This window comes from Streptomyces winkii (assembly GCF_032248595.1).
Taxonomy (GTDB): Bacteria; Actinomycetota; Actinomycetes; order Streptomycetales; family Streptomycetaceae; genus Streptomyces; species Streptomyces winkii.
On record NZ_JASTTH010000006.1, the window covers coordinates 447,684 to 472,755 of the forward strand.

Annotated in this window: 24 protein-coding genes and 1 pseudogene; 8 read left to right on the plus strand and 17 right to left on the minus strand. The window is 71.2% G+C overall.

All coding sequences use genetic code 11. The features are described 5' to 3' along the window. Positions 1-82: 82 nt before the first annotated feature. The gene (gene rph / locus QQM67_RS20835; protein WP_314175487.1) at positions 83-808 is read right to left on the minus strand and encodes a ribonuclease PH; all 726 of its coding nucleotides are present in this window, start codon (positions 806-808) and stop codon (positions 83-85) included. Positions 809-1,010: 202 nt separating this feature from the next. Then, positions 1,011-1,244 (minus strand): PTS glucose/sucrose transporter subunit IIB, encoded by a 234-nt coding sequence (locus QQM67_RS20840; protein ID WP_314175488.1) that lies wholly within the window; start codon positions 1,242-1,244, stop codon positions 1,011-1,013. Between the two features lie 311 nt (positions 1,245-1,555). Here QQM67_RS20840 and QQM67_RS20845 point away from each other — a divergent pair. Next, positions 1,556-2,779, plus strand: a pseudogene (locus QQM67_RS20845) (PTS transporter subunit EIIC); the annotation flags it as partial. 394 nt (positions 2,780-3,173) lie between these two features. On the opposite strand, the gene QQM67_RS20850 reads toward QQM67_RS20845, so the two are convergent. Then, positions 3,174-3,935: an MBL fold metallo-hydrolase gene (locus tag QQM67_RS20850; RefSeq protein WP_314175489.1), complete on the minus strand. Its 762-nt coding sequence runs from the start codon at positions 3,933-3,935 to the stop codon at positions 3,174-3,176. 184 nt (positions 3,936-4,119) lie between these two features. On the opposite strand from QQM67_RS20850, the gene QQM67_RS20855 reads away from it, so the two are divergent. Beyond that, a complete protein-coding gene (locus QQM67_RS20855) occupies positions 4,120-4,590 on the plus strand; it encodes a type II toxin-antitoxin system PemK/MazF family toxin (protein WP_314175490.1) in 471 nt (156 codons plus the stop codon). 103 nt (positions 4,591-4,693) lie between these two features. Here the strand turns inward: QQM67_RS20855 and QQM67_RS20860 are convergent, their stop codons facing one another. From QQM67_RS20860 to clpS, 7 genes are all read right to left on the minus strand, one after another. Further along, positions 4,694-5,644, minus strand: coding sequence for a PLP-dependent cysteine synthase family protein (locus tag QQM67_RS20860; protein WP_314175491.1), 951 nt, complete (start codon positions 5,642-5,644; stop codon positions 4,694-4,696). Then, complete coding sequence (locus QQM67_RS20865; RefSeq protein WP_314175493.1) at positions 5,644-5,946, minus strand: MoaD/ThiS family protein; 303 nt, start codon at positions 5,944-5,946, stop codon at positions 5,644-5,646. The genes QQM67_RS20860 and QQM67_RS20865 overlap by 1 nt, the downstream gene beginning before the upstream one ends. Positions 5,947-6,086: 140 nt before the next feature. Continuing rightward, complete coding sequence (locus QQM67_RS20870) at positions 6,087-6,218, minus strand: putative leader peptide (protein WP_314175494.1); 132 nt, start codon at positions 6,216-6,218, stop codon at positions 6,087-6,089. Between the two features lie 116 nt (positions 6,219-6,334). After that, entirely contained in the window at positions 6,335-6,769 is a 435-nt protein-coding gene (locus QQM67_RS20875; RefSeq protein ID WP_314175495.1) for a M67 family metallopeptidase, read from the minus strand. Between the two features lie 59 nt (positions 6,770-6,828). Further along, positions 6,829-8,364, minus strand: coding sequence for an amino acid permease (locus QQM67_RS20880; RefSeq protein ID WP_314175496.1), 1,536 nt, complete (start codon positions 8,362-8,364; stop codon positions 6,829-6,831). A gap of 302 nt (positions 8,365-8,666) precedes the next feature. After that, the gene (locus tag QQM67_RS20885; RefSeq protein ID WP_314175497.1) at positions 8,667-9,287 is read right to left on the minus strand and encodes a DUF2017 domain-containing protein; all 621 of its coding nucleotides are present in this window, start codon (positions 9,285-9,287) and stop codon (positions 8,667-8,669) included. After that, positions 9,287-9,598 carry an ATP-dependent Clp protease adapter ClpS gene (gene clpS, locus QQM67_RS20890; protein WP_314175498.1) on the minus strand — a complete coding sequence of 104 codons (312 nt, stop codon included), beginning with the start codon at positions 9,596-9,598 and terminating at the stop codon, positions 9,287-9,289. The genes QQM67_RS20885 and clpS overlap by 1 nt, the downstream gene beginning before the upstream one ends. Before the next feature lie 127 nt (positions 9,599-9,725). Between clpS and QQM67_RS20895 the strand changes: the two genes are divergently transcribed. Next, positions 9,726-11,054, plus strand: coding sequence for a nicotinate phosphoribosyltransferase (locus tag QQM67_RS20895; RefSeq protein ID WP_314175499.1), 1,329 nt, complete (start codon positions 9,726-9,728; stop codon positions 11,052-11,054). 94 nt (positions 11,055-11,148) lie between these two features. After that, entirely contained in the window at positions 11,149-11,742 is a 594-nt protein-coding gene (locus QQM67_RS20900; RefSeq protein ID WP_314175500.1) for a nicotinamidase, read from the plus strand. Between the two features lie 96 nt (positions 11,743-11,838). Here the strand turns inward: QQM67_RS20900 and QQM67_RS20905 are convergent, their stop codons facing one another. After that, complete coding sequence (locus tag QQM67_RS20905; RefSeq protein WP_314175640.1) at positions 11,839-12,162, minus strand: hypothetical protein; 324 nt, start codon at positions 12,160-12,162, stop codon at positions 11,839-11,841. A 344-nt stretch (positions 12,163-12,506) separates the two neighbouring features. After that, positions 12,507-14,894 carry an immune inhibitor A domain-containing protein gene (locus QQM67_RS20910; RefSeq protein WP_314175501.1) on the minus strand — a complete coding sequence of 796 codons (2,388 nt, stop codon included), beginning with the start codon at positions 14,892-14,894 and terminating at the stop codon, positions 12,507-12,509. A gap of 312 nt (positions 14,895-15,206) precedes the next feature. Here QQM67_RS20910 and QQM67_RS20915 point away from each other — a divergent pair, with 312 nt between their 5' ends. Then, positions 15,207-15,530 (plus strand): hypothetical protein, encoded by a 324-nt coding sequence (locus tag QQM67_RS20915; protein WP_314175502.1) that lies wholly within the window; start codon positions 15,207-15,209, stop codon positions 15,528-15,530. 63 nt (positions 15,531-15,593) lie between these two features. Here QQM67_RS20915 and QQM67_RS20920 read toward each other — a convergent pair whose 3' ends face one another. Continuing rightward, complete coding sequence (locus QQM67_RS20920; protein WP_314175503.1) at positions 15,594-16,277, minus strand: RDD family protein; 684 nt, start codon at positions 16,275-16,277, stop codon at positions 15,594-15,596. Positions 16,278-16,392: 115 nt separating this feature from the next. After that, a complete protein-coding gene (locus QQM67_RS20925; protein ID WP_314175504.1) occupies positions 16,393-18,156 on the minus strand; it encodes an RDD family protein in 1,764 nt (587 codons plus the stop codon). A 646-nt stretch (positions 18,157-18,802) separates the two neighbouring features. Between QQM67_RS20925 and QQM67_RS20930 the strand changes: the two genes are divergently transcribed. Then, a complete protein-coding gene (locus tag QQM67_RS20930) occupies positions 18,803-19,282 on the plus strand; it encodes an SsgA family sporulation/cell division regulator (protein ID WP_314175505.1) in 480 nt (159 codons plus the stop codon). A gap of 20 nt (positions 19,283-19,302) precedes the next feature. On the opposite strand, the gene QQM67_RS20935 is transcribed toward QQM67_RS20930, so the two are convergent. Then, positions 19,303-20,862 carry an MFS transporter gene (locus tag QQM67_RS20935; protein ID WP_314175506.1) on the minus strand — a complete coding sequence of 520 codons (1,560 nt, stop codon included), beginning with the start codon at positions 20,860-20,862 and terminating at the stop codon, positions 19,303-19,305. An 81-nt stretch (positions 20,863-20,943) separates the two neighbouring features. Here QQM67_RS20935 and QQM67_RS20940 point away from each other — a divergent pair, with 81 nt between their 5' ends. After that, on the plus strand, positions 20,944-21,480 hold the full coding sequence (locus QQM67_RS20940) for a winged helix-turn-helix transcriptional regulator (protein ID WP_314175507.1): 537 nt from the start codon (positions 20,944-20,946) through the stop codon (positions 21,478-21,480). 32 nt (positions 21,481-21,512) lie between these two features. On the opposite strand, the gene QQM67_RS20945 is transcribed toward QQM67_RS20940, so the two are convergent. Both QQM67_RS20945 and hppD read right to left on the minus strand, forming a co-directional pair. Next, a complete protein-coding gene (locus QQM67_RS20945; RefSeq protein WP_314175508.1) occupies positions 21,513-22,880 on the minus strand; it encodes an FAD-binding oxidoreductase in 1,368 nt (455 codons plus the stop codon). 180 nt (positions 22,881-23,060) lie between these two features. Continuing rightward, a complete protein-coding gene (gene hppD, locus QQM67_RS20950; RefSeq protein WP_314175509.1) occupies positions 23,061-24,218 on the minus strand; it encodes a 4-hydroxyphenylpyruvate dioxygenase in 1,158 nt (385 codons plus the stop codon). A gap of 146 nt (positions 24,219-24,364) precedes the next feature. On the opposite strand from hppD, the gene QQM67_RS20955 reads away from it, so the two are divergent. Further along, a complete protein-coding gene (locus QQM67_RS20955; RefSeq protein WP_314175510.1) occupies positions 24,365-24,892 on the plus strand; it encodes an Lrp/AsnC family transcriptional regulator in 528 nt (175 codons plus the stop codon). Positions 24,893-25,072 lie beyond the last annotated feature (180 nt).

The following is a 25,072-nucleotide window of genomic DNA, read 5'->3' on the forward strand; positions in this document are numbered from 1 at the left end:
CCGCCCCAACTGGTCGCCGTACGCTGCGAGTTCGCAGCTCGGCCCCTGGAGGCCCGACGGGTAGGGGGCCGTGCGGCCCGGCTCAGTCGCCGAGCGCCTTCCGCTGCGCGGCGTCGAGCTGGCCGCAGCCCTTGACCGACAGGTCGAGCAGCCCGTCGAGTTCGTCGCGCGCGAACGGCTCCCCCTCGGCGGTGCCCTGCACTTCGACGAAGCGCCCGTCTCCGGTGCAGACGACGTTCATGTCCGTCTCGGCGCGCACGTCTTCCTCGTAGCACAGGTCCAGCAGCCGCTCCCCGTCGACGATGCCGACGCTGACCGCCGCGACCGTGCCGGTCAGCGGCCGCGCCTTGGTCTTGATGAGCTTGTTCTCCTGCGCCCAGCCGACGGCGTCGGCCAGCGCGACGTACGCGCCGGTGATCGCGGCCGTGCGGGTGCCGCCGTCGGCCTGGAGGACGTCGCAGTCGAGTACGACGGTGTTCTCCCCGAGCGCCTTGTAGTCGACGACGGCCCGCAGGGAGCGCCCGATCAGCCGGGAGATCTCATGTGTGCGGCCGCCGATCTTGCCGCGTACGGACTCGCGGTCGCCGCGGGTGTTCGTGGAGCGCGGCAGCATCGCGTACTCCGCGGTGACCCACCCCTCGCCTGTTCCCTTGCGCCAGCGCGGCACCCCTTCGGTGACGCTGGCGGTGCACAGCACCCGGGTGTCGCCGAAGCAGATCAGAACGGATCCCTCGGCGTGCTTGCTCCAGCCGCGGTCGATGGTGATGGGACGCAACTGGTCAGCCGTACGGCCGTCGATACGAGTCATGGGGCGAGCCTAAAGGGTGTTGATCGAAGTGGTGCCGTCCGCCCGCGGCCGCGCGGGACGCCGACGGGTCCGACGGCACCGACGGGCCCGGACCGTGAACGCCCGTTCGGGGCAAGGGCGTTCACGCTTCCCGGTGCCCGTGCGCCGCGTGCCTTCCGCGCACGCCGAGGGCCCGGCGGCCTCAACGGGCGCCGGACGGGCGTCACATCATGTCTTCGATCTCCCCCGCGACGGGGTCGGCATCGGTGCCGATGACGATCTGTATGGCCGAGCCCATCTTCACCACGCCGTGCGCGCCCGCGGCCCGCAGTGCGGCCTCGTCGACGAGGCCGGGGTCCGCGACCTCGGTGCGGAGACGCGTGATGCAGCCTTCGATCTCGGAGATGTTGTCGAGTCCGCCGAGCCCGGCGACGATCTTTTCGGCCTTGCTGCTCATGTCTTTCTCCCGCTCTCCGGCGCCGCCCACCTGCCGCGCCAGTACACCCCGGGAAGACCGAGGTCTACACCAGTATGGGCCAACCGGCCGCCCTCGCCTCCGCGGACCCGGCCGGGCGGTGCCCCCGGCTTCGCCGGAGCGGGCCCACCGGTGAAGCCGGGGAAGCAGAACTCCTCAACACGGGTACATATCCGCCCTTACGGGAACGAACTGCGCTTTCCGTACTGCTGCACGCGTGCTACAAGAGGTCTAAACCATTACGGGGTCTGCTCCGAACGGTCCGACCTCCCGCAGACCACTGGAGGAAGCCCATGACCACGGCTACCGAGGCCCAGAAGACGGGCCGGCGCTCCGGGGCGATGGCTGTCGCCCAGCGCATCGGCCGCAGCCTCATGCTCCCGATCGCCACCCTGCCCGCAGCGGCACTGATGGTCCGGCTCGGCCAGCCCGACATGCTCGGCCGCCCGAACTTCCCGGACGCCCTGAACCGCATCGCCCAGTTCCTCGCCAAGGGCGGCTCGGCGCTCATCGACAACATGCCGCTGCTGTTCGCCGTGGGCATCGCCGTGGGCTTCGCCCGCAAGTCCGACGGATCGACGGCCCTGGCGGCCGTCGTCGGCTATCTCGTCTTCAAGAACGTGCTCGGGGCCTTCAAGGACGGCAACCTGCCCCCTGTCGAGAAGGTCATCGACGGCAAGGTGGGCACCGCGGCACCTCCGGTGGACGCCGGCGTGCTCGGCGGCGTGGTGATCGGCATCGTCGTCGCCCTGCTCTACCAGCGCTACTACCGCAAGAAGCTCCCGGACTGGCTGGGCTTCTTCGGCGGCCGCCGTCTCGTGCCGATCCTCTCCGCGTTCGCGGGCCTGATCATCGGCGTGATCTTCGGCTACATCTGGCCCGTACTGGGCACGGGGCTGCACGACTTCGGCGCGTGGCTCGTCGGGTCGGGAGCCGCGGGGGCCGGTGTGTACGGCGTCGCCAACCGGGCGCTGATCCCGATCGGCATGCACCACCTGCTCAACTCGTTCCCGTGGTTCCAGGCCGGATCGTTCAAGGGGCAGCACGGTGACATCGCGCGCTTCCTCGCGGGCGACCCCAGCGCGGGCCAGTTCATGACGGGGTTCTTCCCGATCATGATGTTCGCGCTGCCGGCGGCGTGCCTCGCGATGTACCACTGCGCGCGGCCCGAGCGGCGCAAGGTCGTCGGCGGCCTGATGATCTCCCTCGCCCTCACCGCCTTCATCACGGGCGTGACGGAGCCCATCGAGTTCTCGTTCATGTTCATCGCGCCGCTGCTGTACGCGATCCACGCGGTGCTGACCGGCATCTCGATGGCCGTGGCGTGGGCGATGGGCATGAAGGACGGCTTCGGCTTCTCGGCCGGTGCGATCGACTTCATGCTCAACCTGGGCATCGCCACCAACCCGTGGGGCCTGATGCTCCTGGGCCTGGTCTTCGCGGTGGTCTACTACGCCGTCTTCCGCTTCGCGATCGTCAAGTTCGACCTGCCCACGCCCGGCCGCGAGGCGCCGGAGCCGGACGAGCAGGAGCGCGAGCGCGAGCGGGACCGGGAGCCGGAACCCGCGACCAACAAGGGCCAGATCGGCGAGGGTGTGCCGGTGGCGGTCGCGGACACCGTCACGGACAAGGACATGGACAAGGAGGAGCAGCCCGTCTCCATCGAGAAGGCCGAGCGGAACACGCAGAGCGCCCCCGGCCCGCAGCACCGCCAGGACCGGCAGAGCCCGCAGACACAGGGCTCGCAGCGCGGCCGCGACGACGGGGACGAGGACCAGGACAGGACGCGCGCCCGTACCTGAAGAACCTGTCCGAGGCCGCCGGAAACCGTCGCGCCCGCTGCCCGCACCCGCGGGCGGCGGGCGCGACGGTGCCCGTACGTACGCAGGGAGTCAGGCCAGGTAGGCGCCGCTACAGCTCGTAGACCGCGCCCGGCCTGGCCAGCTCCACGGGGCCCTCGAAGACCTCCTTGGCGTCCCGCAGATTGACCTTCGCGTCGGTCCACGGCGGAACGTGCGTGAGGACCAGCCGGGCCACGCCCGCCTCCTGCGCGCACGCCCCGGCCTCGCGGCCGGTGAGATGCAGGTCGGGGATGGCTTCCTTGCCGTCCGTGAAGGACGCCTCACACAGGAAGAGACCGGCGCCGCGCGCGAGCTCCTTCAGCGGCCCGCACGGTCCCGTGTCACCCGAGTAGACGAGCGTCTTGCCGCTTTCCCGGTGCGTCACGCGGAACGCGAAGGACTCCACGGGATGCGAGACCTCTTCCGTACGGACGGTGAAGGGGCCCAGTTCGAAGGTGCCGCCCGCCGTCAGATCGCGGAAGTCGAAGACCTCGCTCATGGCGGACTCGGACGGGGTGTCCCCGTACGCGACGGTCAGCCGCCGCTCGGTGCCGCGCGGCCCGTAGACCGGGATCGGTTCGCAACGTCCGCCCTCGTGGCGGTAGTAGCGCGCCACGAAGTAGCCGCACATGTCGATGCAGTGGTCCGGGTGGAGGTGGCTGAGCGCGACGGCGTCGAGGTCGTAGAGCCCGATGTGGCGCTGGAGCTCGCCGAGTGCGCCGTTGCCCATGTCGAGGAGGAGCCGGTATCCGTCGGCCTCGACGAGATAGCTCGAACATGCCGACTCCGCCGACGGGAACGACCCGGAGCAGCCGACGACGGTGAGCTTCATGAAGGGGGAACCTCCGTTGGCGGCTGTGGGGTTTTTCGAGCGTAAGCCGCTGGGTGCCGCGTTTGGACTCAAGAGCGTGCTGGTGTGGGCGGAATCACCAGCGCGGGGTACGGTCGGCAATCTGTGCGGTGCTGCGGCGCGCTGCCGTGCGAAGGTCTGCGAGGGTCCTGGAGGCGAAGCGGGCGTGGACACTTGGTGGTGGCTGGCGCTGGGCGCCGTCGTGGCGCTGTCACTTGTGGCGGCGCTGGTCGACGGGGGTGCGCGGCTCGGCCGCCCGTTCTCGCGCTCCGGAAGCCGCCGCCGCCCGCGGCGGGACGTGCCGCTTCCGGACCGGGGGCCGCGGCCCGGTGAGATCTGGTGGACGCGTGAGCCGCTGCTGGTTCTGGTGCTCGCGGTACGCATCGACCGGGCCCGTGTCGCGCGGGTCAGCGCGGAACGCCCGTACCGCGAGGGCGAATACCGGCTTCCGGAGTCGTCGCGCACGAGGCTGGCGCTGCCTCCGGGGACGGTCGCGGACGCGCCGGGCCGGGTGACGGCGCTGTGCACGGACGAGGCGTGGGACGTGGCGCTCGGCGAGTTCGGGCAGCGGGCCGGAGAGATCGATCAGGACACGTGGGCGCAGGTGCGTCATCTCTCCGGCGACGACGACCGGTGACGGACGGCAGGTGACGGACGACCAGTGACGCGGGACCCATCGCGTACGCGCCGCGCCGTACCGATCGGTGCACCGCGGTCGGTTACGGCGTGAACTCGGCGGCTCAGGCCCAGAGTTGGCCCTGGAGCGCCTCGACCGCGGCGTCGGTGGTCTCGGCCGTGTAGATGCCGGTGGAGAGGTACTTCCAGCCGCCGTCGGCGACGACGAAGACGATGTCGGCGCTCTCGCCCGCCTGTTGGGCCTTGCGCGCGACCCCGGCCGCGGCGTGCAGCGCGGCGCCCGAGGACACGCCCGCGAAGATGCCCTCCTCGGCGAGGAGTTCGCGGGTGCGGCGCACCGCGTCCTCGGAGCCGACGGAGAAGCGGCCGGTGAGCACGGACTCGTCGTAGAGCTCGGGCACGAAGCCCTCGTCGAGGTTGCGCAGGCCGTAGACCAGGTCGTCGTAGCGCGGTTCGGCGGCGATGATCTGGACGCCGGGGCGCTGTTCGCGCAGATAGCGGCCCGCGCCCATCAGGGTGCCCGTGGTGCCGAGGCCCGCCACGAAGTGCGTGACGGACGGCAGGTCGGCGAGGATCTCGGGGCCCGTGGAGGCGTAGTGCGCGGCGGAGTTGCCGGGGTTGCCGTACTGGTAGAGCATCACCCAGTCCGGGTTCTGCGCGGCGATCTCCTTGGCTACGCGCACGGCCGTGTTCGAACCGCCCGCCGCCGGCGAGGAGATGATCTCGGCTCCCCACATGGCGAGCAACTGGCGCCGCTCCTCACTGGTGTTCTCCGGCATGACGCACACGATGCGGTAGCCCTTGAGGCGTGCCGCCATCGCGAGCGAGATGCCGGTGTTGCCGGAGGTCGGCTCCAGGACGGTGCAGCCGGGCGTCAACCGGCCTTCCTTCTCGGCCTGTTCGATCATGTAGAGGGCCGGGCGGTCCTTGATGGAGCCCGTCGGGTTGCGGTCCTCCAGCTTCGCCCAGATGCGCACCTCCTCCGACGGTGACAGCCGCGGGAGCCGGACGAGCGGGGTGTCGCCGACCGCGTCGATCGGGGAGTCGTAGCGCATCAGCGCGTTCCGTTGCGTGCGAGCGCGCCCGCTCCGCCGGCGACCGCGGGGAGGATCGTCACGTTGTCGCCGTCGCTGAGCTTGGTGCTGATGCCGTCGAGGAAGCGGACGTCCTCGTCGTTGAGGTAGACGTTCACGAAGCGGCGCAGCTCGCCGCCGTCGACGAGCCGGTCCTGAATGCCCGCGTGGCGGCTCTCCAGGTCGTCGAAGAGCTCCTTGAGCGTGCCGCCCTCGCCCGAGACGGACTTCTCGCCGTCGGTGTAGGTGCGGAGGATGGTCGGGATGCGGACCTCGATGGCCATGGAAGCTCCTGTGGGTGGGAGGCGGGCAGGACGGTGTGCGGGCGGTTCCGGGGCGGCGCGCTCACGCGTACGGGAGATCGGCGGTGCCGGTCCGCCGTCGCCGTGCCGGCGGGCAGTGCCGGAGCGGGCCGGCGGCACGGTCAGGCGCGGGCGTGCGCGCGGCGCCGGGGAGTCCCCAGTGCGCTGGCGAGACGGCACAGATCGACGTGCAGGCGCCCGACGAGCAGCGCGCCCCGCGACTTCGGAGAAGCACTCACGTCGTGGACAACCATGGGCTCATCGTAACGATTCCCCAGGCGGCGACCGGATGTACGTCCCATGATGCGGACGCGAACGTCCCACATGGCGTTCGGCGCGGCCTGGCCTGCGGCAACCGGGCCCGCGAGCCTCACTCGGACTCGTGCCCGTCCACGATCTCGACGTCCTCCTCGGTGACCTCGCCGTCCACGATGCGGAAGGACCGGAACGAGAAGGGGCCTTCGTCGTTGCCGCACTCGGCGGTGGAGACCAGCACGTAGTGGGCGCCCGGCTCGTTGGCGTAGCTGATGTCGGTGCGCGAGGGGTACGCCTCGGTGGCGGTGTGCGAGTGGTAGATGACGACGGGCTCCTCGTCCCGGTCGTCCATCTCCCGGTACAGGCGCAGCAGATCGGCCGACTCGAACTCGTAGAACGTCGGGGAGCGCGCGGCGTTGAGCATCGGGATGAAGCGCTCCGGGCGGCCCTGACCCGCGGGGCCCGCGATGACGCCGCACGCCTCGTCCGGGTGGTCCTTGCGGGCGTGGGCGACGATCTTGTCGTGCAGCTCCTGGGTGATGGTCAGCATGACGGGAAGGATATGCGGGCCCGCGCGGGCGGCCGCCGGGGGCGTCGTCCGCGCACCGGTCACCGCCCGTCGAGACCCTTCCCCTTCCCCTTCCTCTCCCTCTTGCTCTTGCTCCTCGGCGCGTCCGTGCCCTTCCCCGCGATCGCCGCGCTCCCCTCGCGCAGAAACGTCTCCGGGTCGCGTGCCTTGATCACGAAGTACGCGACGACGAGGCCCACCGCCCACACGGGAGCCCCGTACAGCGATACGCGCGAGTCGGGGTCGAAGCCCATCAGCACGATCACCGCGCCGATGAAGCCCAGCGAGAGCCAGCTCGCGTACGGGGCGCACGGCGCCTTGAACGCCGACTGCGGCAGCCGCCCGCGGTCGGCGGCCCGCCGGTAGCGGATGTGAGCGGCGAGGATCATGATCCACGCCCACATGCCGGAGATGGTGGCGAAGGAGACGACGTAGTCGAACGCCTTCGACGGCCACTGGTAGTTGATCCAGACGCCGGCCGTCATGAGCGCGGCCGAGACGCTCGTGCCCAGCAGCGGCAGCCCGTTGCCGGTGAGCCTGGTGAACAGCTTCGGGCCCTGCCGGTTCAGCGCGAGGTCGCGCAGCATGCGGCCCGTGGAGTACATGCCCGAGTTGCAGGACGAGAGCGCCGCCGTGAGCACCACGAAGTTGACGATCGCCGCGCCCGCCGGCAGGCCGATCTTCCCGAAGGCCGCCACGAACGGGCTGGTGCCGGGCTCGAACGCCGTCCAGGACACCACGGAGAGGATCACCGTCAGCGCGCCGATGTAGAACAGCGCGATGCGCCACGGGACGGTGTTGACGGCCCTCGGCAGCGCCTGCTGCGGATTCACGGACTCGCCCGCAGTGACGCCCACGAGCTCCACGGCGAGGAAGGAGAACATCACGATCTGGAGGGTCATCAGCGTCCCGCCGACGCCCTCCGGGAAGAAGCCGCCGTCCGCCCACAGCAGCGACACGGAGGCGGTGTCGCCGGCGTCGGAGAAGCCGAGGGTGAGGACGCCGACGCCGATGAGGATCATGCCGATGATCGCGGTGACCTTGATCATCGAGAACCAGAACTCCAGCTCCCCGAAGATCTTCACCGAGATCAGGTTCGCGCCGTACAGGACGAGCGTGAAGACGAGCGCGGAGACCCACTGCGGCACGGCGGGCCACCAGAACTGCACGTACGTCGCCGCCGCGGTGACCTCGGTGATGCCGGTGACGACCCAGAAGAGCCAGTACGTCCACCCCGTCGCGAAGCCGAAGAAGGGCCCGAGGAACTCCCGCGCGTACTCGGAGAAGGAGCCCGAGACCGGGCGGTACATGAGCAGTTCGCCCAGCGCCCGCATGATGAAGTAGATGACGGTGCCGGCCACGGCGTAGGCGAGGATGAGGCTCGGGCCGGCCTTGGTGATGGCCTTGCCCGCACCGAGGAAGAGGCCCGTGCCGATCGCGCCGCCGATGGCGATCATCTGGATCTGGCGGCTGCCGAGGCCGCGCCGGTAACCCTCCTCGGGCGGAGCGGCGCCGCCGGCCGGTGCCTGTGTGGTGCCGCGCGGTGCGCCGCGGTCGTCGACCTGCTCGGAGGCCATGGGTGCCCTGCTTTCTTGTCGTTCTCGGCGTCTCCGTGCCGGCGCAGGCAGAGGGCGCGCACCGGGACATGACGGGTGTTCAGGACGTCCGGGCGTTCTTCGGACGGAGCCACATCATGTCCGCGCGGACGCGGAGGGCCGGGCACAGGACGGGCACCGGCGGGCAGATGCCATCCGTTCAGGGGACCGCGGCGGCGGGCGGGCCGGGCGCACGCGGCGCAACGGGCCGACGGGGCGCGGCTCTTGCGGAGACTCCTCCACGAGCCCGAGCGGGGGCCCGCCCGGGGCCCGGCCCGGGGACCCTAGGGAAGCAGCGTCTCGACGAGGGTCTCCTGGAGGCCGCCCAGCCACAGATAGGCCATCACCATGGGCTTGCGGGGGTCCTCGTCAGGGAGCGCGTACAGCTCGCTGCTGTCATCGTCGTCGGTGACTTCGAGGCGCGTGCCGATCGCCAGCCGCAGGTCGTTGAGCGCGCCGAGCCACTGCTTGGACTCCTCCGGCTTGAGCGTGAGCACCGCGCCGGAGGTGCCGCCCGCGCCCTTCGAAGGATCGGGCGTGAGGGAGTCCAGGGCGCGCACGACCGCGAGCCCGTCCTCGCGCTTGCGGGCGCGCAGATCGTTCTCCGTGAAGCGCCGGAACTCCGCGGAGGCGCGGCGCTCCTCGGCGCCCTCCGCGTCGGGCTCGGAGTCCGGGCCGCCGCCGTAGGCGTCGGGGAAGAGCCTGGCCAGTGCCGGATCGGAGGGCGGCTCGCTCGGCCCTTCGGAGAGGATGGCCGTCAACGGGTCCTCGCCGTCGGCGGGCTCGTCGCCGGGGCCGATCAACTCCAGCAGCTGTACGGCGAGGCTGCGCAGGATCGAGATCTCGACCTCGTCCAGGGCGATGGCCGCGCCTCCGTCGCCGGTGGCTTCGAAGTGGCCCGCCATCAGCGGTCCTGCTGAAGGGTGGCCCAGAGGCCGTAGCCGTGCATCGCCTGCACGTCGCGCTCCATCTCTTCGCGGCTGCCGGTGGAGACGACCGCCCGGCCCTTGTGGTGGACGTCCATCATCAGCTTCTTCGCCTTGTCCTTCGGATAGCCGAAGTAGCTCTGGAAGACGTAGGTCACGTAGCTCATGAGGTTGACCGGGTCGTTGTGCACGATCGTCGCCCAGGGCACGTCGGGTTCGGGCACCTCGACGGGCGCCTCGGCCTGCTCGGGGCGTTCGATCTCCGTAGGGGCAACACTCACGGGTCCCATGCTGCCACTCAGGGGCGTCGCGTGGCCAAACGACCACGAGCGATATCGTCACACTGACGAGATCTGTTGTACGCTCGGAAGCCGCCCCGCCCCTCCCCCGGGGGCACGCCGAAGCAAGGGAGTTCACGTGACCGTGGCCGACAGGGGACTGCCGGTGGCCGTGCCGTCGACGGCACTCTTCACCGATCAGTACGAACTCACCATGCTCCAGGCCGCACTGCGGGCCGGGACGGCCGAACGGCGGTGCGCCTTCGAGGTGTTCGCGCGGCGGCTGCCCGAGGGCAGACGGTACGGGGTCGTCGCCGGCACCGGCCGGGTGCTGGACGCGGTGGAGAACTTCCGCTTCGACGACCAGGTGCTCCAGTACCTGCGCGAGCAGCACATAGTCGACGAGCGCACCCTCGACTGGCTGTCCGGCTACCGCTTCGGCGGCGACATCCTCGGCTACCCCGAGGGCGAGGTCTACTTCCCCGGCTCGCCCGTGATGCGGGTGGAGGGCAGCTTCGCGGAGTGCGTGCTGCTGGAGACCGTCGTCCTCTCGATCCTCAACCACGACTCGGCGGTCGCCGCCGCCGCGTCCCGCATGGCCGTCGCCGCGGGCGGGCGGCCGCTGATGGAGATGGGCGCCCGGCGCACGCACGAGCTGTCGGCCGTGGCCGCCTCGCGCGCCGCCTACCTCGGCGGATTCGCCTCCACGTCCGATCTCGCGGCCGGCTTCCGCTACGACATCCCCACCGTCGGGACGAGCGCGCACTCCTTCACGCTGCTGCACGACAGCGAGCGCGACGCCTTCACCGCACAGGTCGGCTCACTCGGAAGCGGTACGACCCTGCTCGTCGACACCTACGACGTCGCCGAGGCGGTGCGCAGCGCCGTGGAGATCGCAGGACCTGAACTGGGCGCCGTGCGCATCGACTCCGGCGACCTGCTGCTCCTCGCCCACCGGGTCCGCAGCCAGCTCGACGAACTCGGCGCGACCGGCACGAGGATCGTCGTCACCAGCGACCTCGACGAGTACGCGATCGCCTCGCTCGCGGCGGCGCCCGTCGACGCGTACGGGGTCGGCACCCAGCTGGTGACCGGCAGCGGCCACCCCACCTGCGCGATGGTCTACAAGCTCGTCGCGCGCGCCGCGTCGGACGACCGGGACGCGCCCCTGCGCCCCGTCGCCAAGAAGTCGATGGGCGGCAAGACCTCGGCGGGCGGCGCGAAATGGGCCGCGCGCAGGCCCGGCGAGGACGGCGTCGCCGAGGCCGAGGTCGTCGGCACGGGCGCGGTGCCGGAGGAGCTGAGGGACCGTCTGCTGCACGTCCAGCTCGTGCGCGGCGGTGAGACCGTCGCGCGCGAGCCGCTGGACGCCGCGCGCGACCGGCACAAGCGAGCGCTCGCGGGACTTCCGATGTCGGCGATGCAACTCTCACGCGGCGAGCCGGTGTTGCCGACGGAGTACGTGTGACAGGTGTGCGTGGGACCTCCCACGACGGCGGCCGATTCTCTAGGGTCGTGCCGACCGCCCCTCCCCGAAGCCCCCGTCCTCCGAAAGGCTCCCCATGCACCGGGCACTGATCGTCGTAGACGTGCAGAACGACTTCTGTGAAGGGGGAAGCCTCGGGGTCAACGGGGGTGCGGATGTGGCCGCCGCCATCACCGATCTCATCGGCGACGCCTCCGCCGGATACAATCACGTCGTCGCGACCCGCGACCACCACATCGAGCCGGGCGACCACTTCGCGTCGAACCCCGACTTCAAGCACTCCTGGCCGCCCCACTGCGTCGCGGGCACGGAGGGCATCGGCTTCCATCCGAACTTCGCGCCCGCCGTCGCCGCCGGCTCGATCGACGCGGTCTTCAGCAAGGGCTCGTACTCCGCCGCCTACAGCGGCTTCGAGGGGACGGACGAGAACGGCACGCCGCTGACGGACTGGCTGCGCCGGCGGGACGTGGAGCAGGTCGACGTGGTCGGCATCGCCACCGACCACTGCGTGCGCGCGACGGCGCTCGACGCCGCCTCCGAGGGCTTCCGCACGCAGGTCCTGCTGAACCTCACGGCGGGCGTCGCGCCCGTCACGACGCAGAACGCGCTGGAGGAGATGCGCGACGCGGGCGTCGTGCTCTCCGGCACGCCGGTCCTGCGGGAGGCGTAGAGCCCGCGGGCCGGGCCCCCTCCAGAGTCGGCCCCCAGGGCCGTCTCGCGGGCAGTCTCCCGGGCAGCCTCCCGGGTTCGCGTCCCGCCGCTCGGCCTAGCCCGTGTGCACCCTGTCCGTGGGCCGCAGCAGGGCCTCGATCGGGTGCCACGACTCCCGGTCGTCGCCGGGCGTCGCCCGCCACACCAGCCCGTCGGGGTGGTGCAGCACGGCCGTGATCTCGTCGGCGGTCGGCGGCTCCGCGTTGCCCCGCAGATAGACCGCCCGCATGCCCAGGTTCCGCAGCCTGGTCAGGGCGCGGGCCCGGTTCAGCGAGTGCACGAGCACGCGTACGCGCGGCTCGTCGCCGTGCCTGGCCGTCACGGCACGCACCGTGTGCGCCTCGTCCGCATGGGCGGACCAGCGGCGCGGCTCCGGCATGAGGCCGTCGTACGGGCCGCCCCTGCGGCCCTGCTCCTGTACCTGCCGTACGGGGCCCGGCTGCCGGCCTTCCGTGGCCGGGTCCGGGCCCGCGTCCGTGGTCGCCCCCGTATCCGGCTCCGCACGCCTGGCTGCGCGCTGGGCCGGGACCGGAAGGGTCAGCGCGACGATCACGCTCCCGTCCGGCAGCTGGGCGAATCCGCCTCCAGCCATGATCAACAACACCCCCGCGAGACTGTTCCGGTGGACCTCCGCAGAGGCCCGTCACAGGCATCTAAACGCGATCGGCCGCCGCCCGCCAGAGGGGCGACGGCCGATCATGTTTTGACCTGCAACGATGCAAATTAATTTGTGGAAGGTCTCACCTGGAGGGTGATCGTCTTGCCCGAGCGGGGCTGCTTCACGATCTTGATCTGGGTGTTCGTGTCCGGCACCTTGACCCCCTGTGTGGGGTTCGACTTGTACCAGTACGTTCCGTTGTGATCGTCGAAGACCGAGACGCCCTTCTTCGGCTGGATCTCGACCGCTTCGCCGTCGTTGTGGAGAGTGATCCCCTTCGTCGAGTAACGGCCGAATGGCGAGTCATAGGCCTGCATGCGGTTGCGGAGCGGCTTGCCGTCCGCCCACTTCTCCGGCTTCGCGTGCGCGTCCACCGGCAGGATCAGGCCCTGCCCCGGGTGCGCCGAGACGTTGTTGTCCAGCTGAGAGGTGTCCCAGAGCCAGACGAGCAACCCCTTCTCGTACGCGTAGCGCTCGACCCAGTCGGGCTTCGTGGAGGCCCAACCGAAGTTGTACGGGCCGTACTTCAGCGACTTGTCGTAGGAGACGTGGTTGCGGTTCTCGGCGATGTAGAACTGCGGATAGGGCTTCGTGAAGGACTCCCCGATGCGCGAGAACCCCTTCTTCTCCCAGCCGTTGTCGCTGTCGCCCTCGGCGCCGTCCTCGAAGATCTTCTTGCCGTCGGCGGTGACGCTGAGCGCGTCCGCCGCGAAGCCCTTCTGGGCGACCCCACCATCCGTCAGATAACGGAAGCGAACATCAATCTTCTTGCCCGCGAAGTCGTCGAGGGGGAAGGAGAGATCGCGGTACGACTTCGACACTCCGGTCAGCCCGGGCTGGTCGCTTCCGTCGCGCGGGATGGGCTTCCCGTCGGCCGTGCCGTCGATCGGCGTCCAGTTCTCGCCGTCCTCGGAGACCTCGGTGTAGAGGAAGTCGTAGTTCTCCTCGATGTCCCACCAGCCCTTGAGGTCGAGCGAGGCCTTGGACTTGCCCGTCAGATCCACGCTGCGGGAAAGGGTGTTGCGCAGATCGTCGCCGCTGCCGCTCCACCACTGCTTCTCGCCCTCGGCGGGCTTGGTGATGGTCGTGGTGACGTCCTTCTCGGGCAACTCCACCACCAGCGCCTGCTTCTTCTTCGTCTGGTACGAGTGCGTGCCCAGCGTGTGCTGCGACTTGGTGGCCGCGGTGGCCTTGTCGTAGTCCAGCCAGCCGAGTTGGAGCTTGTCCCACGCGCTCATGTCGCCGGCGGAGTCGCCGATGGCGTCCTTGCCCTTGTTGAGCCAGGAGCCCACGGACATGATCGACCAGAAGCCGACGGAGTTCTCGCCCTCGCCGGTGGTGTCGTAGTGGTCGGGCAGGCCCAGGTCGTGCCCGTACTCGTGGACGAAGACGCCGAGTCCGCCGTTCTCCGGCTGGGCGGTGTAGTCGCCGACCCAGATGCCGCTCTTGCCGATCTGGGTGCCGCCCGCCTTGTTGTTCTCGGGGCCGGTCCTGCCGGCGTCGCTGCCGTACGCGTACCAGCGGTGCGCCCAGATCGCGTTCTCGCCCTCGGCTCCGCCGCCGGCCGACTCGTCCTCACCGGCGTGCACGAACTGGAAGTGGTCGATGTAGCCGTCGGGCTCGTTGAAGTCGCCGTCCTCGTCGAAGTCGTAGCGGTCCCACTTGTCGTAGTCCTTGACCGCGGCCGCGATCTCGTCGTCGCTCTTGCCGGCGGCCTTCTGGTCCTCGACCCACTTCTCGACGCCGTCGCGTATCGCGTCCCACACGGTCGGGCAGTTGGTGTCGCCGCAGTAGTTGGAGCCGTAACGGGCCTCGTTGTAGTCGACCTTGACCCAGTCGGAGACGGTGCCGTCGACGGAGTAGCGGCCGGAGGACTGCTTCTCGTAGTAGCTCTTGACCGAGTCCTCGGTGTCGCCGGAGAAGTACGTCTTCTGGAAGTGCTCCCTGTTGAAGTCCTTCTTCCAGTAAGTGGAGTTGTCCTTGTCGCGGTCCGGCGCCGGGATCTTGTTGTGCACGGGGCCGGGGTCGCCGCCGTACTTGTCGTCGACCTTGTCGCCGAACTCGACGAGGATGGTGAAGATCTTGTCCGTCTTCTCGCGTGCGAGCTCCACGTACTTGCCGTCGTCGAGCTTGACGACCTCGGAGCCCTTCCGCTGCACCTTCTTGGCGTCACCCTGTGCCAGTTGCTGGAGCGCGGCCTGACGCTTCTTGTCCTGCGCCTTGTCGAACGGGCCCCTGAGGTTGTCCTCGCTGTGCCCGTCCCGGCTTCCCCCCGGTGCGCCGGGCTGGGCCGGCGCGGACTGCGGTGCCGGGTGTGCGGTGTTCGCCGCGCTTCCGGACGTCTGCTGGGCCTGTGCCGCGCTCGCGGGTATGAGCGCGGTGGCGCCGATCGCCGCGACGGCCGCCGTCAGCGCCGCCGCTCTGGATCTCTTGGATCTCCGTCTGCCGTTCACCTCTGAGGTGCCCTCCCCTGTGGAGTGTCATGGGTCAGGAGGTATTGGACAGCAGCGGAGGGAGAAAAGACAGACCCTGATACACAGATTCGGGAGGGTTCAAGCGGCCCTGTGCGTCCGCCCATTGGGACGATCAGCGGCTGTGCGACCGTGCGCCCCCTGTGCGACTTCGACGTGGGCGGGCTCACGCTTACCGTGGTGTCCGTCCGGGAATCCCGGACCGTAGAGTCACATCGACAGGCACTCCGTGCCGTTGTGCCGGCTCGACCGACGGCCCCACTCCCGACATGTCTCCCGAGGACGGATCACGCCATGCCGCGTCCGACCCCCGCACAGCTCGCTTACGGTTCGGCCACCGTCGTCTTCTCGACCCTCGCCATGCTCCTGCTCTCCCAGGCCCGTTCGGGGCCGGGAGTCGCGCTGATCGCGGTGGTCGCACTCGCGGCCGGTGTGCTGGTGGCGCTCACGGCTCCGGGGGTGCGGACGGCCCGTGCCGCGCGTACGGGCTTCCGGGCACGCGCCGGCGCGGTGCGCACGCGGACCTCCTCGCCCTCGCCGTCCCGCATCCACGCGCGGCACGACGCGGCCGCGGTACGGAACGCGGGGCGCGTGGCGGAGCCCTCGCTGCGTTCCTGAGTACGGCGGGAGTTCGTTCGCCGCACGGGCGAGGCCGCAGAGGCCGGAACGCGCCGGATGACGTCAATCGGCGGCGACCACCACGGTCTTGACCGCCTTGTCGTGCAGGCACTGCCGGTACGGCTTGTCCCACGTGCAGAACAGCACGTTCACGAGCCAGAAGAGGAACCCGACGCACGGCACCAGCGGCGGCAGATGGTAGACGGCCGAACGGAGCCAGCCCGGCGCTCCGCGCGGCACCGTGCCGTCGGCGAGCAGGGCGACCCGGATCCGCATCAGCTTCTTGCCCACCGTCTGCCCGGAGTTGGTGAGCATCAGCCCCTCGTAGACCAGGTAGACGAGCGTGTAGACCGCCTGCTGGCCGTACGTGCGTCCGTTGCCGTCCGTCCCCCAACCCCCTTGCGCGAACCCCATGATGAGACCGACGGGAATGCCGATCAGCAGCGCGTCGACGATCCGCGCGAGCAGGCGCCTGCCGCGTGAGGCGAGCGGCGGCATGCCCGCGAGGGGATCGGTGGCTCCCGCCATGTCTCCGTACGGATTGGAGCCGTACGGGCCGCCGCCATACCGGCCTCCGGCGCCGCCGTACGGACCGGCGCCGTACGGGTCCTCGCCGCCGGCCGGCGGTGGGGGCGGTGCGCCGTACGGACCGGCCGGGTCGCCGTATGCGGGCGGCTCCTGGCTCCCCTCGTGGGGCTCCTTCTTGCGGAACGGGTCGTGGTCGCCGCCGGGCTGATCCGTACTCATGCGCCGAGTGGACCGCGGCCCGGGCGGCCTCGCACCCGGCGGGCGTCATCGGGGTGACGCACGAGGGGCACACAGGGCGCACGGCGGGCCCGGCTGTCAGTGGCGCATCGCCGGCTCAGAGGCGGATCTCGCCGGAGTCCCCGGAGACGAAGGTGCCCGCAAGCTTGTCGTGCCAGCACTGCCGCCAGGGGCGGTCGAAGACGCACCACAGCACGTTGAACACGCCGATCACCAGGGCCGACAGCACGCCGTACGTGAGCCAGCGCTTGAAGGCGCTGCCGAAGCCCGGCTTGTCCTGCTGCTCCATGGTCAGCACCCGCACGCCGAACATCTTCTTGCCCAGGGTGCGGCCCCAGCGTGCCGTGGGCAGCACCTCGTACAGCAGGCCGAAGAGCAGCAGGGCGCCGAGGACGACGGCGAGATAGACGCCGGTGGTGCCGTCGATCAGCCAGACGGTCTTGGTCTCCCCCGCGTCCCGCACGGCGTCGATCTTCCCCTGGACGTGGTCGACTGCCTGGCCCGCGAAGGGGAACGCCGCGGCGACGGCCACGGCTGCGGTGAGCACTCCGTCGACCAGGCGGGCGCCGAAGCGCTTGCCCAGGGCGGCGGGGCGCGCCTCTCGCTGTGCGGACTGGAAGGGGTCCGCCGTCGGCGGGCGCCACGGGATGACCGGCTCCGCGCCGGGCGCACCCTGCGCACCGTGTGCGGCGGGGGCCTCACCGGAGGCGCCGCCGGCCAGGTCGTGGACCTGCTGGGCCCACGACGGCTGGGCGGCGCCCTGACCGGGCACGGCCCCTTGCTGCTGGGCGCCCGGCGGTGCGGTGCCCTGCTGCTGGGCGTGCGGCTGCCCCGGCACCTGGTGCTGCGCCGGTGCCTGGGGCTGAGCGGGAACCTGCGGCTGCCCCGGAGCCTGCGGCTGAGCGTGGGCACCCTGGCCCGGGACGGACGGAGCCGAGGGCGGCGACGGAGTCGAGGGCGAGGAGGGAGCCGAGGGCGGCGACGGAGTCGAGGGCGGCGCGCTCTGTCCGGCGTCGGGCGTCGCCACATCGGAGCGCCGCAGGCCGACGGTGTGCTCGGGCTGTTGCGTGGGGCCGCCCGCGGCCTCCCGCGCCGCCTGCCCGAACGCCTCGGGGCTCATCGCGCGCATCTGGAAGGTGCCGTCACGGGGCGGCGAGCCCGCGGAGCCCGGGGAGTCCGCGGAGCCGGGAGCCTCCGGGAAGTGCGGGGAACGCGGGGTGCCCGGAGACGCGGCCGCCGCGCCGGCGTCCACACCGTCCGTAAGCCCCTCCGCGAACCCCTGTGAGGGGCCCTCGTCCGCGGGTCGTCCCCAGCCGCCGCGAGGGTCGCCCGCCGTGCCGGCGACGCCCCCTGCGCCCTCGTCGCCGCTCTCCCCGCGGCCCCAGGAGACGCGCTCCTCGCTCTGCCCGGCGAAGCCGGTCTGCCGCGCGGCGTCCGCCTGCCAGGCCGACGCCGGTTCGGGGCGCTGCCCGTGCAGGCGGCTCGGGTCGTCCCAGTCGATGGCCCCCGAGGCAGGCGCGACCTCGCCGCGCGGGCGCACCTCGGGAAGCGGCGAGTCACTGCTGCGCGCGGCGGGCACCTGTGCCTGCGGGCCGCCGCCGTCCGTCTCCTCGTCGAGGAAGACCGGCCCGGTCTCCTCGGCCGGGGCGGGCTCCTCTCGGGTCGGCGGAGCGACCGCCGAGGACGCCGCGGCGGAGGACGGCGGGGTGGGCATCGGCTCGCCCTCTTGCGGCTCGGGGCGGCTGGTGCCGGGCACCCACGAAGAACCGTTCCAGTAACGGATGTAGCCGGGGATGGACGGATCCGGATAGAAGCCAGGGGCGGGGCTGCCGCCGGAGGATCCTGAGAGGGGCGCGCTCATAGTGTCCAGGTCCCGTATCTGTTCGACCGTCGTGTCGTCTTGTGACGTATGTGCTCCGCGGGACGCCCGTGCAGGCGCGGCGCGGCTGGGGCGCCTCCCGGCGGTGCCAGGGGGAGCAACCGTGAATCGTAGTCTCCACATCTACCAGACGGGGGTGACGACTTGCCCACCGCGCGGACGCCCAACGGCACTTCGCGGACGAGAACCGTACGGAGACCGGACGGAGACCGGACGGAGACCGTACGGCGGACCGACCGGAGACGGGCCTCGCGGCGCGCGACGACCGGACGAGACGGGCGAGTTGCGGACGAGACGGGCGCGGCGGCGGCTTGCGCGGCGGTGTCCCGCGCCGAACGGCCCGGACATCGCGGACGGTTCGGCTCGGCTCCTCGCCGCCTGTCACGTCCCGCGATGCGGACTCACACAGTGCTACTCGGCAGTTGAGCGGCGCGGCGCAACCGTGAGGCGTAGTGTCCACATCTACCCCGGCAGGGCGCACGACTCGCCCCGCCGGAAGTGGACGCGCGCGGCCTCCCCGGAAGGGAGAATGGCGCGGACACGCGTAACCGGCCACGGCCTGGGCCCTCTTCAGTGCAACGCCAGACAGGCTGCGCGACTGATCACGGGATCACGAAAGGGCGGTCCGATGAACCTCGTCGTCGAATGCGAGCTCGAGATCCGGCTGGTGCTCTCGCCCGAGCGCAGCCTCCCCGTACTGGCGCGTCTCACTTATCGCGCGGACGATCCGTACGCCGCGCACATCGCGTTCCACGTCGGCGCCGGTGCGCCCGTCACCTGGACCTTCGCCCGCGAGTTGCTGGTCGAGGGCGTCTTCCGGCCCTGCGGCGAAGGGGACGTGCGCGTGTGGCCCGCGAAGGTGCGCGACCGCGACGTGATCTGCGTGGCGCTCTCCTCTCCGGACGGCGACGCCTTGCTGGAGACCCCGTCGGGCGTGGTCTCCGGCTGGCTGGAACGTACGCTGCGGGCCGTCCCGGCGGGCAGCGAGAGCGAAGTGCTAGGTGTGGACGCGGCGTTGACGGAGCTGCTGATGGCCGGACGTTACGGCGACGGGGTCTGCCTCAGCGACCCCTCGCAGTCCGACGAGGCGGGCGACGCCGAGGCGTGAGCTGATTCTCCCTCCGTCTTTCACCCGATCCGGCGAATGTGCGTTGAGCGTGAACGTGCCCCGTCCTGCGGTGAGTTGCCGCTTGCTGTATCCCGTGTTCCCGTTCCCCGCTTCTCCGTTCCCGGCTTCTCCGTTCCCGGCTTCTCCGTTCCCGAGCCCGGCTGCCCGAGCGGCTTCTCGCGCAGCGCCAGTACGGCCGCCGCCCCGGCGATCGCCAGCCCGCACGCGACGAGCAGCGCGCGGTCGGTGCCGGCGGCGAGGGCGCGCAGCGGGTCCCCGTCCCGGTGGGCGGTACTGACCGCGACCGTGAGGGCCACACCCGCGGCCGAACCGATATAGCGGGCGGTGTTGTTGGCGCCCGAGCCCATGGCGGCCCGCTCGGGCGGCACGCTCTCCACGGCGAGCCGCGGCAGCGCCGCGTTGAGCAGGCCCACGCCCACCCCCGCGACGAAGAGCCCCGGCAGCAGGCGGCCCCATGAGCCGCCGCCCGCCGCGCCGAGCAGCGCCGCCATGCCGAGCGCCGACAGCAGGAAACCGGCGGCGAGTTGGTGCCGCGCTCCCAGCCGGTGCACGAGGCGCCGGGACTGGGCGGCCGTCAGCAGCGCCGTACCGGACCACAGCGCCAGCAGCCACGCGGTGGCGTGCGGGGAGAGCCCGACGGTCTGCTGGAGCAGCGTCGGTGCGTAGCTGAACAGCCCGATGACGGCGAGGCCCGTGAACAGCGCCCCGCCGGTGCCGACGAGGAAGAGCGGGCGGCGGAAGAGGGCGAGGTCGATCATCGGTGCGCAGCTGCGCCGTTCGACCGCGACGAAGACCGCGCCCAGCGCCACGGCGGCGGCCAGCAGCCCCCACACGGCGGGCCGCAGCCAGCCGTCGCGTCCGACGGTGAGCGCCGCGAACAGCGCCGAGAGGGCGAGGCCCAGCGTGACCGCGCCGAGCACGTCGGGGCGGCCCGGGCGGCGGTCGCGGGATTCGCGCAGGGTGCGCACCGCGACGGGGGCGGCGAGCAGCGCGGCGCACGCCAGGGCCAGGTAACAGGCGCGCCAGCTCAGCACGTTGAGACCGCTGGAGACCAGCGGGCCCGCCGCGATGCCGCCGCTGAGCGAGGCTCCCCACAGCGCGGTGGCCCGCACGCGTCCCGTACCGGAGGGGAACGCGTGGGCGATGAGGCCGAGGCTGGCGGCGATGACGGCCGCGCTCGCGGCGCCCTGGGCGACGCGGGCGAGCGTGAAGGCGAGCGTGCCGGTGGCCGCCGCGCCGAGCGCCATGGTGACGGCGAGGGCGAGGGTCCCGAGGACGAAGACGCGCTTGCGCCCGTAGTCGTCGGCGAGGCTGCCGGCGACGAGCAGCGTGGCCGCGAGCCCGAGGGCGATGCCGTTGAGGAGCCACGCCTGGCCGCTGAGGCCGGTGCCGAGGGAGGCGGTCATGTCGGGCAGCACGGTCATCGGCGCCGTGTAGTCCATGAGCACCAGGAAGGTCACGGAGGTGGTGACCGCGAGGGTGGCGGCGGGCCTGTGCGCGGGAGGCGCCTCCGGGGCCGACGGCACCCCCGAGGGTTCATTCACTGAACTTACAGTCATGGCGGGCACCCTAGCAGCGTGAGTTCAGTGAATGAACCACAGGATTCTTTCACTGAACCTACTGCTTGCTAGGCTGACGTCATGGCACTGGGGAAGGACTACGCGGCGCAGAGCTGCTCACTCGCCCGCACCCTCGAACTGGTCGGCGAGCGCTGGACGTTGCTGATCGTCCGCGACGCGTTCTACGGCGTGCGCCGCTACAACGACTTCCTCACGCACCTGGGCATGCCGCGCGCGGTGCTCTCCACACGCCTGCGCACCCTCACCGACGCCCGGATCCTGGAGACCGTCCGCTATCAGACCTCGCCGCCGCGCGACGAGTACGTACTGACGGCCAAGGGCAGGCGGCTGTGGCCGGCGGTGTACGCGCTGGCCGTGTGGGGCGAGGAGCACTACGGCGCCGAGCGCGGCAGCCGCCGGGACTTCCTGCACGCGGAGTGCGCCGTGCGGCTCGACGACGGGGGCCGCTGCCCCGAGTGCGGACAGGGAATCGCCCCCGAGGACGTCGAGATGCGGCCGGGGCCCGGCGCCGACCCCGAGCCCGCCGACCCCGTCGACCGCGCCCTGCGGACTCCGCGCAGGCTGCTCGAACCGCTGCCGCAGCCGCTGCCGCGCTGAGGGGCCCGGCGCCGGGGTCTGGGGTCCCGGGATCAGAAGAGCTTGCCCGGGTTCAACAGGCCCAGTGGGTCGAGGAGTTGCTTGATGCCGCGCTGCATCTCCAGCCCCACCGGTCCTAGTTCCCTGGCCAGCCACTCCTTCTTGAGGGTGCCCACGCCGTGTTCGCCGGTGATGGTGCCGCCCAGTTCCAGGCCGAGCGCCATGATGGCGTCGAACGCCTCGTGCGCGCGGCGCGTCTCGTCCTCGTCGTCCGGGTCGAAGCAGACGGTCGGGTGGGTGTTGCCGTCGCCGGCGTGCGCGCAGACGCCGATCGTCAGGCCGTACTTCTCGCTGATGGCCGCGGTGCCCTCCAGCATTCCGGCCAGCTTCGTACGCGGCACGCACACGTCGTCGATCATCGTCGTCCCCGGCAGCGCCTCCAGCGCCCAGTGCACGCTGCGGCGCGCCTGGAGCAGCAGCTCGGACTCGGCGGGGGTCTCCGCCGGTACGACCTGGCTCGCGCCCGCCGCCTCGCACAGCTCGCCCACGGCGGCGAGGTCGGCGCCTGGGTCGTGCGTGTCGAACGCTGCGAGCAGCAGCGCCTCGGTGGACTCCGGAAGCCCCATGTGGGTCAGGGCGTTGACGGCGCGCAGCGTCGTGCGGTCCATCAGCTCCATCAGCGACGGCACACGTCCGCTCTCCATGATCCGGCAGACCGCGTCGCCCGCCGCGGCGGCGGAGGGGAACTCGGCGGCCAGCGCGAGCTGTTCGGGCGGCTGCGGCCTGAGCGCGAGCACGGCGCGTACGACGACGCCGAGGGTGCCCTCCGAGCCGACGAACAGCCGCGTCATGTCGTAGCCGGCGACGCCCTTGGCGGTGCGGCGACCCGTGGACATCAGGCGGCCGTCGGCGAGCACGACGTCGAGGCCGAGCACGTACTCGGCCGTGACGCCGTACTTCACACAGCACAGACCGCCCGCGGCGGTGCCGATGTTGCCGCCGATCGTGCACTGCTCCCAACTGCTGGGATCGGGCGGGTAGTTGAGGCCGTACTCGCCCACCGCGCGGGAGAGAGCCGCGTTGACGACGCCCGGCTCGACGACGGCGATGCGGTCGGCGGGGCTGATCTCCAGGATCCGGTCCATGCGGATCAGCGACAGCACGATGCAGCCGTCGGAGGCGTTCGCCGCACCCGACAGCCCGGTGCGGGCGCCCTGCGGGACGACCGGGACGCGCAGCGCCGTCGCGGTGCGCATCACGTGCTGCACCTCTTCGACGGCGCGGGGAAGCACGACGGCGGCGGGCGTGCCGGCGGCGCAGAAGTCGGCCATGTCGCGGGCGTAGGAGCCGGTCACATCGGGGTCCGTGAGTACGGCGTCCGCGGGCAGGCCGTCCCCGAGGCGCTGGATCAACTCGCTCATGGACTCAGCGTCGCACCTGCCCGCACCGCCGGGAAGGCCGGGCGGTGCGGGCGGACGCGGCGGGTGCGAGGGGTGCGTGGTGCGGTGGGCGTGCGGGGGTGTGCAGGGGTGTCGGTCAGCGGTTGGAAACAGATGACAGACAGCAGATGACGGCTGACAGATGACAGATTTCAGAAAATGTCAGAGGTTGCCGCGCTTGTCCTGCTCCCGCTCGATCGCCTCGAAGAGCGCCTTGAAGTTGCCCTTGCCGAAGCCCATCGAGCCGTGCCGCTCGATCATCTCGAAGAAGACGGTCGGACGGTCCTGGACCGGCTTGGTGAAGATCTGGAGCAGGTAGCCGTCCTCGTCGCGGTCGGCGAGGATCTTCAGCTCGCGCAGCGTCTCCAGCGGCACGCGGGTCTCGCCGACCCACTCGCCGAGCGTGTCGTAGTACGAGTCCGGGGTGTCCAGGAAGCGCACTCCCGCGGCGCGCATCGCCCGTACCGTCGCGACGATGTCGTTCGTGGCGAGGGCGATGTGCTGGACGCCGGCGCCGCCGTAGAACTCCAGGTACTCGTCGATCTGTGACTTCTTCTTGCCCACCGCGGGCTCGTTCAGCGGGAACTTCACCTTCCGGTGGCCGTCGGCGACGACCTTCGACATCAGCGCGCTGTACTCGGTCGCGATGTCGTCGCCCACGAACTCCTTCATGTTCGTGAAGCCCATGACCTTGTTGTAGAAGGCCACCCACTCGTCCATCCGCCCGAGTTCGACGTTGCCGACGCAGTGGTCGATGGCCTGGAAGTTGCGCTTGCCGGGCTCGACCATCGGCTGTGCCGCGACGTAGCCGGGCAGATAGGCGCCGGTGTAGCCGGAACGCTCGACGAGCGTGTGCCGCGTCTCGCCGTAGGTGGCGATGGACGCCAGTACGACCGTGCCGTGCTCGTCCTTCTCCTCGTGCGGCTCGACGAGGCCGGTGGCGCCCTGGGCGATCGCGTACTCGTACGCGGCGCGCGCGTCCGGAACCTCGATGGACAGGTCGATGACGCCGTCGCCGTGTGCCGCGACGTGCTCCGTCAGGAAGCGGCCCCAGTCGGTCGAGGGCTTGATGACGGAGGTGAAGACGAAGCGGGCCGCGCCCGATTCGAGGACGTAGGCGGCGGTCTCGCGGCTGCCGTTCTCCGGTCCGGAGTAGGCCACGAGCTTCATGCCGAACGCCGTGGAGTAGTAGTGGGCGGCCTGCTTGGCGTTGCCGACGGCGAAGACGACCGCGTCCATGCCCTTCACCGGGAAGTGGTCGGCTTGCCGGGGGCCCTCGTGAGGCGTCGCAGCGGGGGCTGTGTGGGTGGTCTCAGTCATGTCTCAAGGCTCCTCCCGTTCCACAAGGTGCGCAATACTTCACGTATTCGCTGAGCACCTTGACCAGTCATATGCCGCATACGCCGGACGATCTGTACAAGGTGCTCAGGAAATCGGTCTCTGTAACGGTCACTGAAGGGGAACCTGTGGGTATCGACCGGCTCGACGGACGGCTTCTCGAACTGCTCGCGGACGAACCGAGGATCGGTGTGCTGGAGGCGTCCCGGCGGCTCGGGGTGGCGCGCGGCACCGTGCAGGCGAGGCTGGAGCGCCTCAGGACGGCCGGCGTGATCCGCGGCTTCGGGCCGGACGTCGATCCGGCGGCGATCGGCTACCCGGTCACCGCCTTCGCCACCCTGGAGATCAAGCAGGGGCAAGGCCCGGACGTACGGGCGCACTTGGACTCCGTGCCGGAGGTGCTGGAGCTGCATACGACGACGGGCCACGGGGACATGCTCTGCCGCCTCGTCGCGCGGTCCAACGCGGACCTCCAGCGGGTGATCGACCGCGTGGTGGGCTTCGACGGCATCGTGCGTGCCTCGACGGCGATCGTCATGGAGAACCCGGTGCCGCTGAGGATCGTGCCGCTCGTCCGCCAGGCCGCGGGCGCGGCCGGGGACCCGGCGGGGAACGCAGCGGGGAGCGCGGCCGGCGGCGCGGAGCCGGTGCGGTGACCCGCTGACCGACTGGCCCGCCGGCCCGCTGACTCCGCTGGCCCGCCGCCGTCACGCGCCGGACTCCGCGCGTCCGCGCCGAACTCCGTGCGCCCGTCATCGACTTGTGACGCGTCATTCCGCCTCCGGCGGGCACAAGAGCGTGCGGCGCCGCGCACGCGACGGGCGGGAACGGACGGA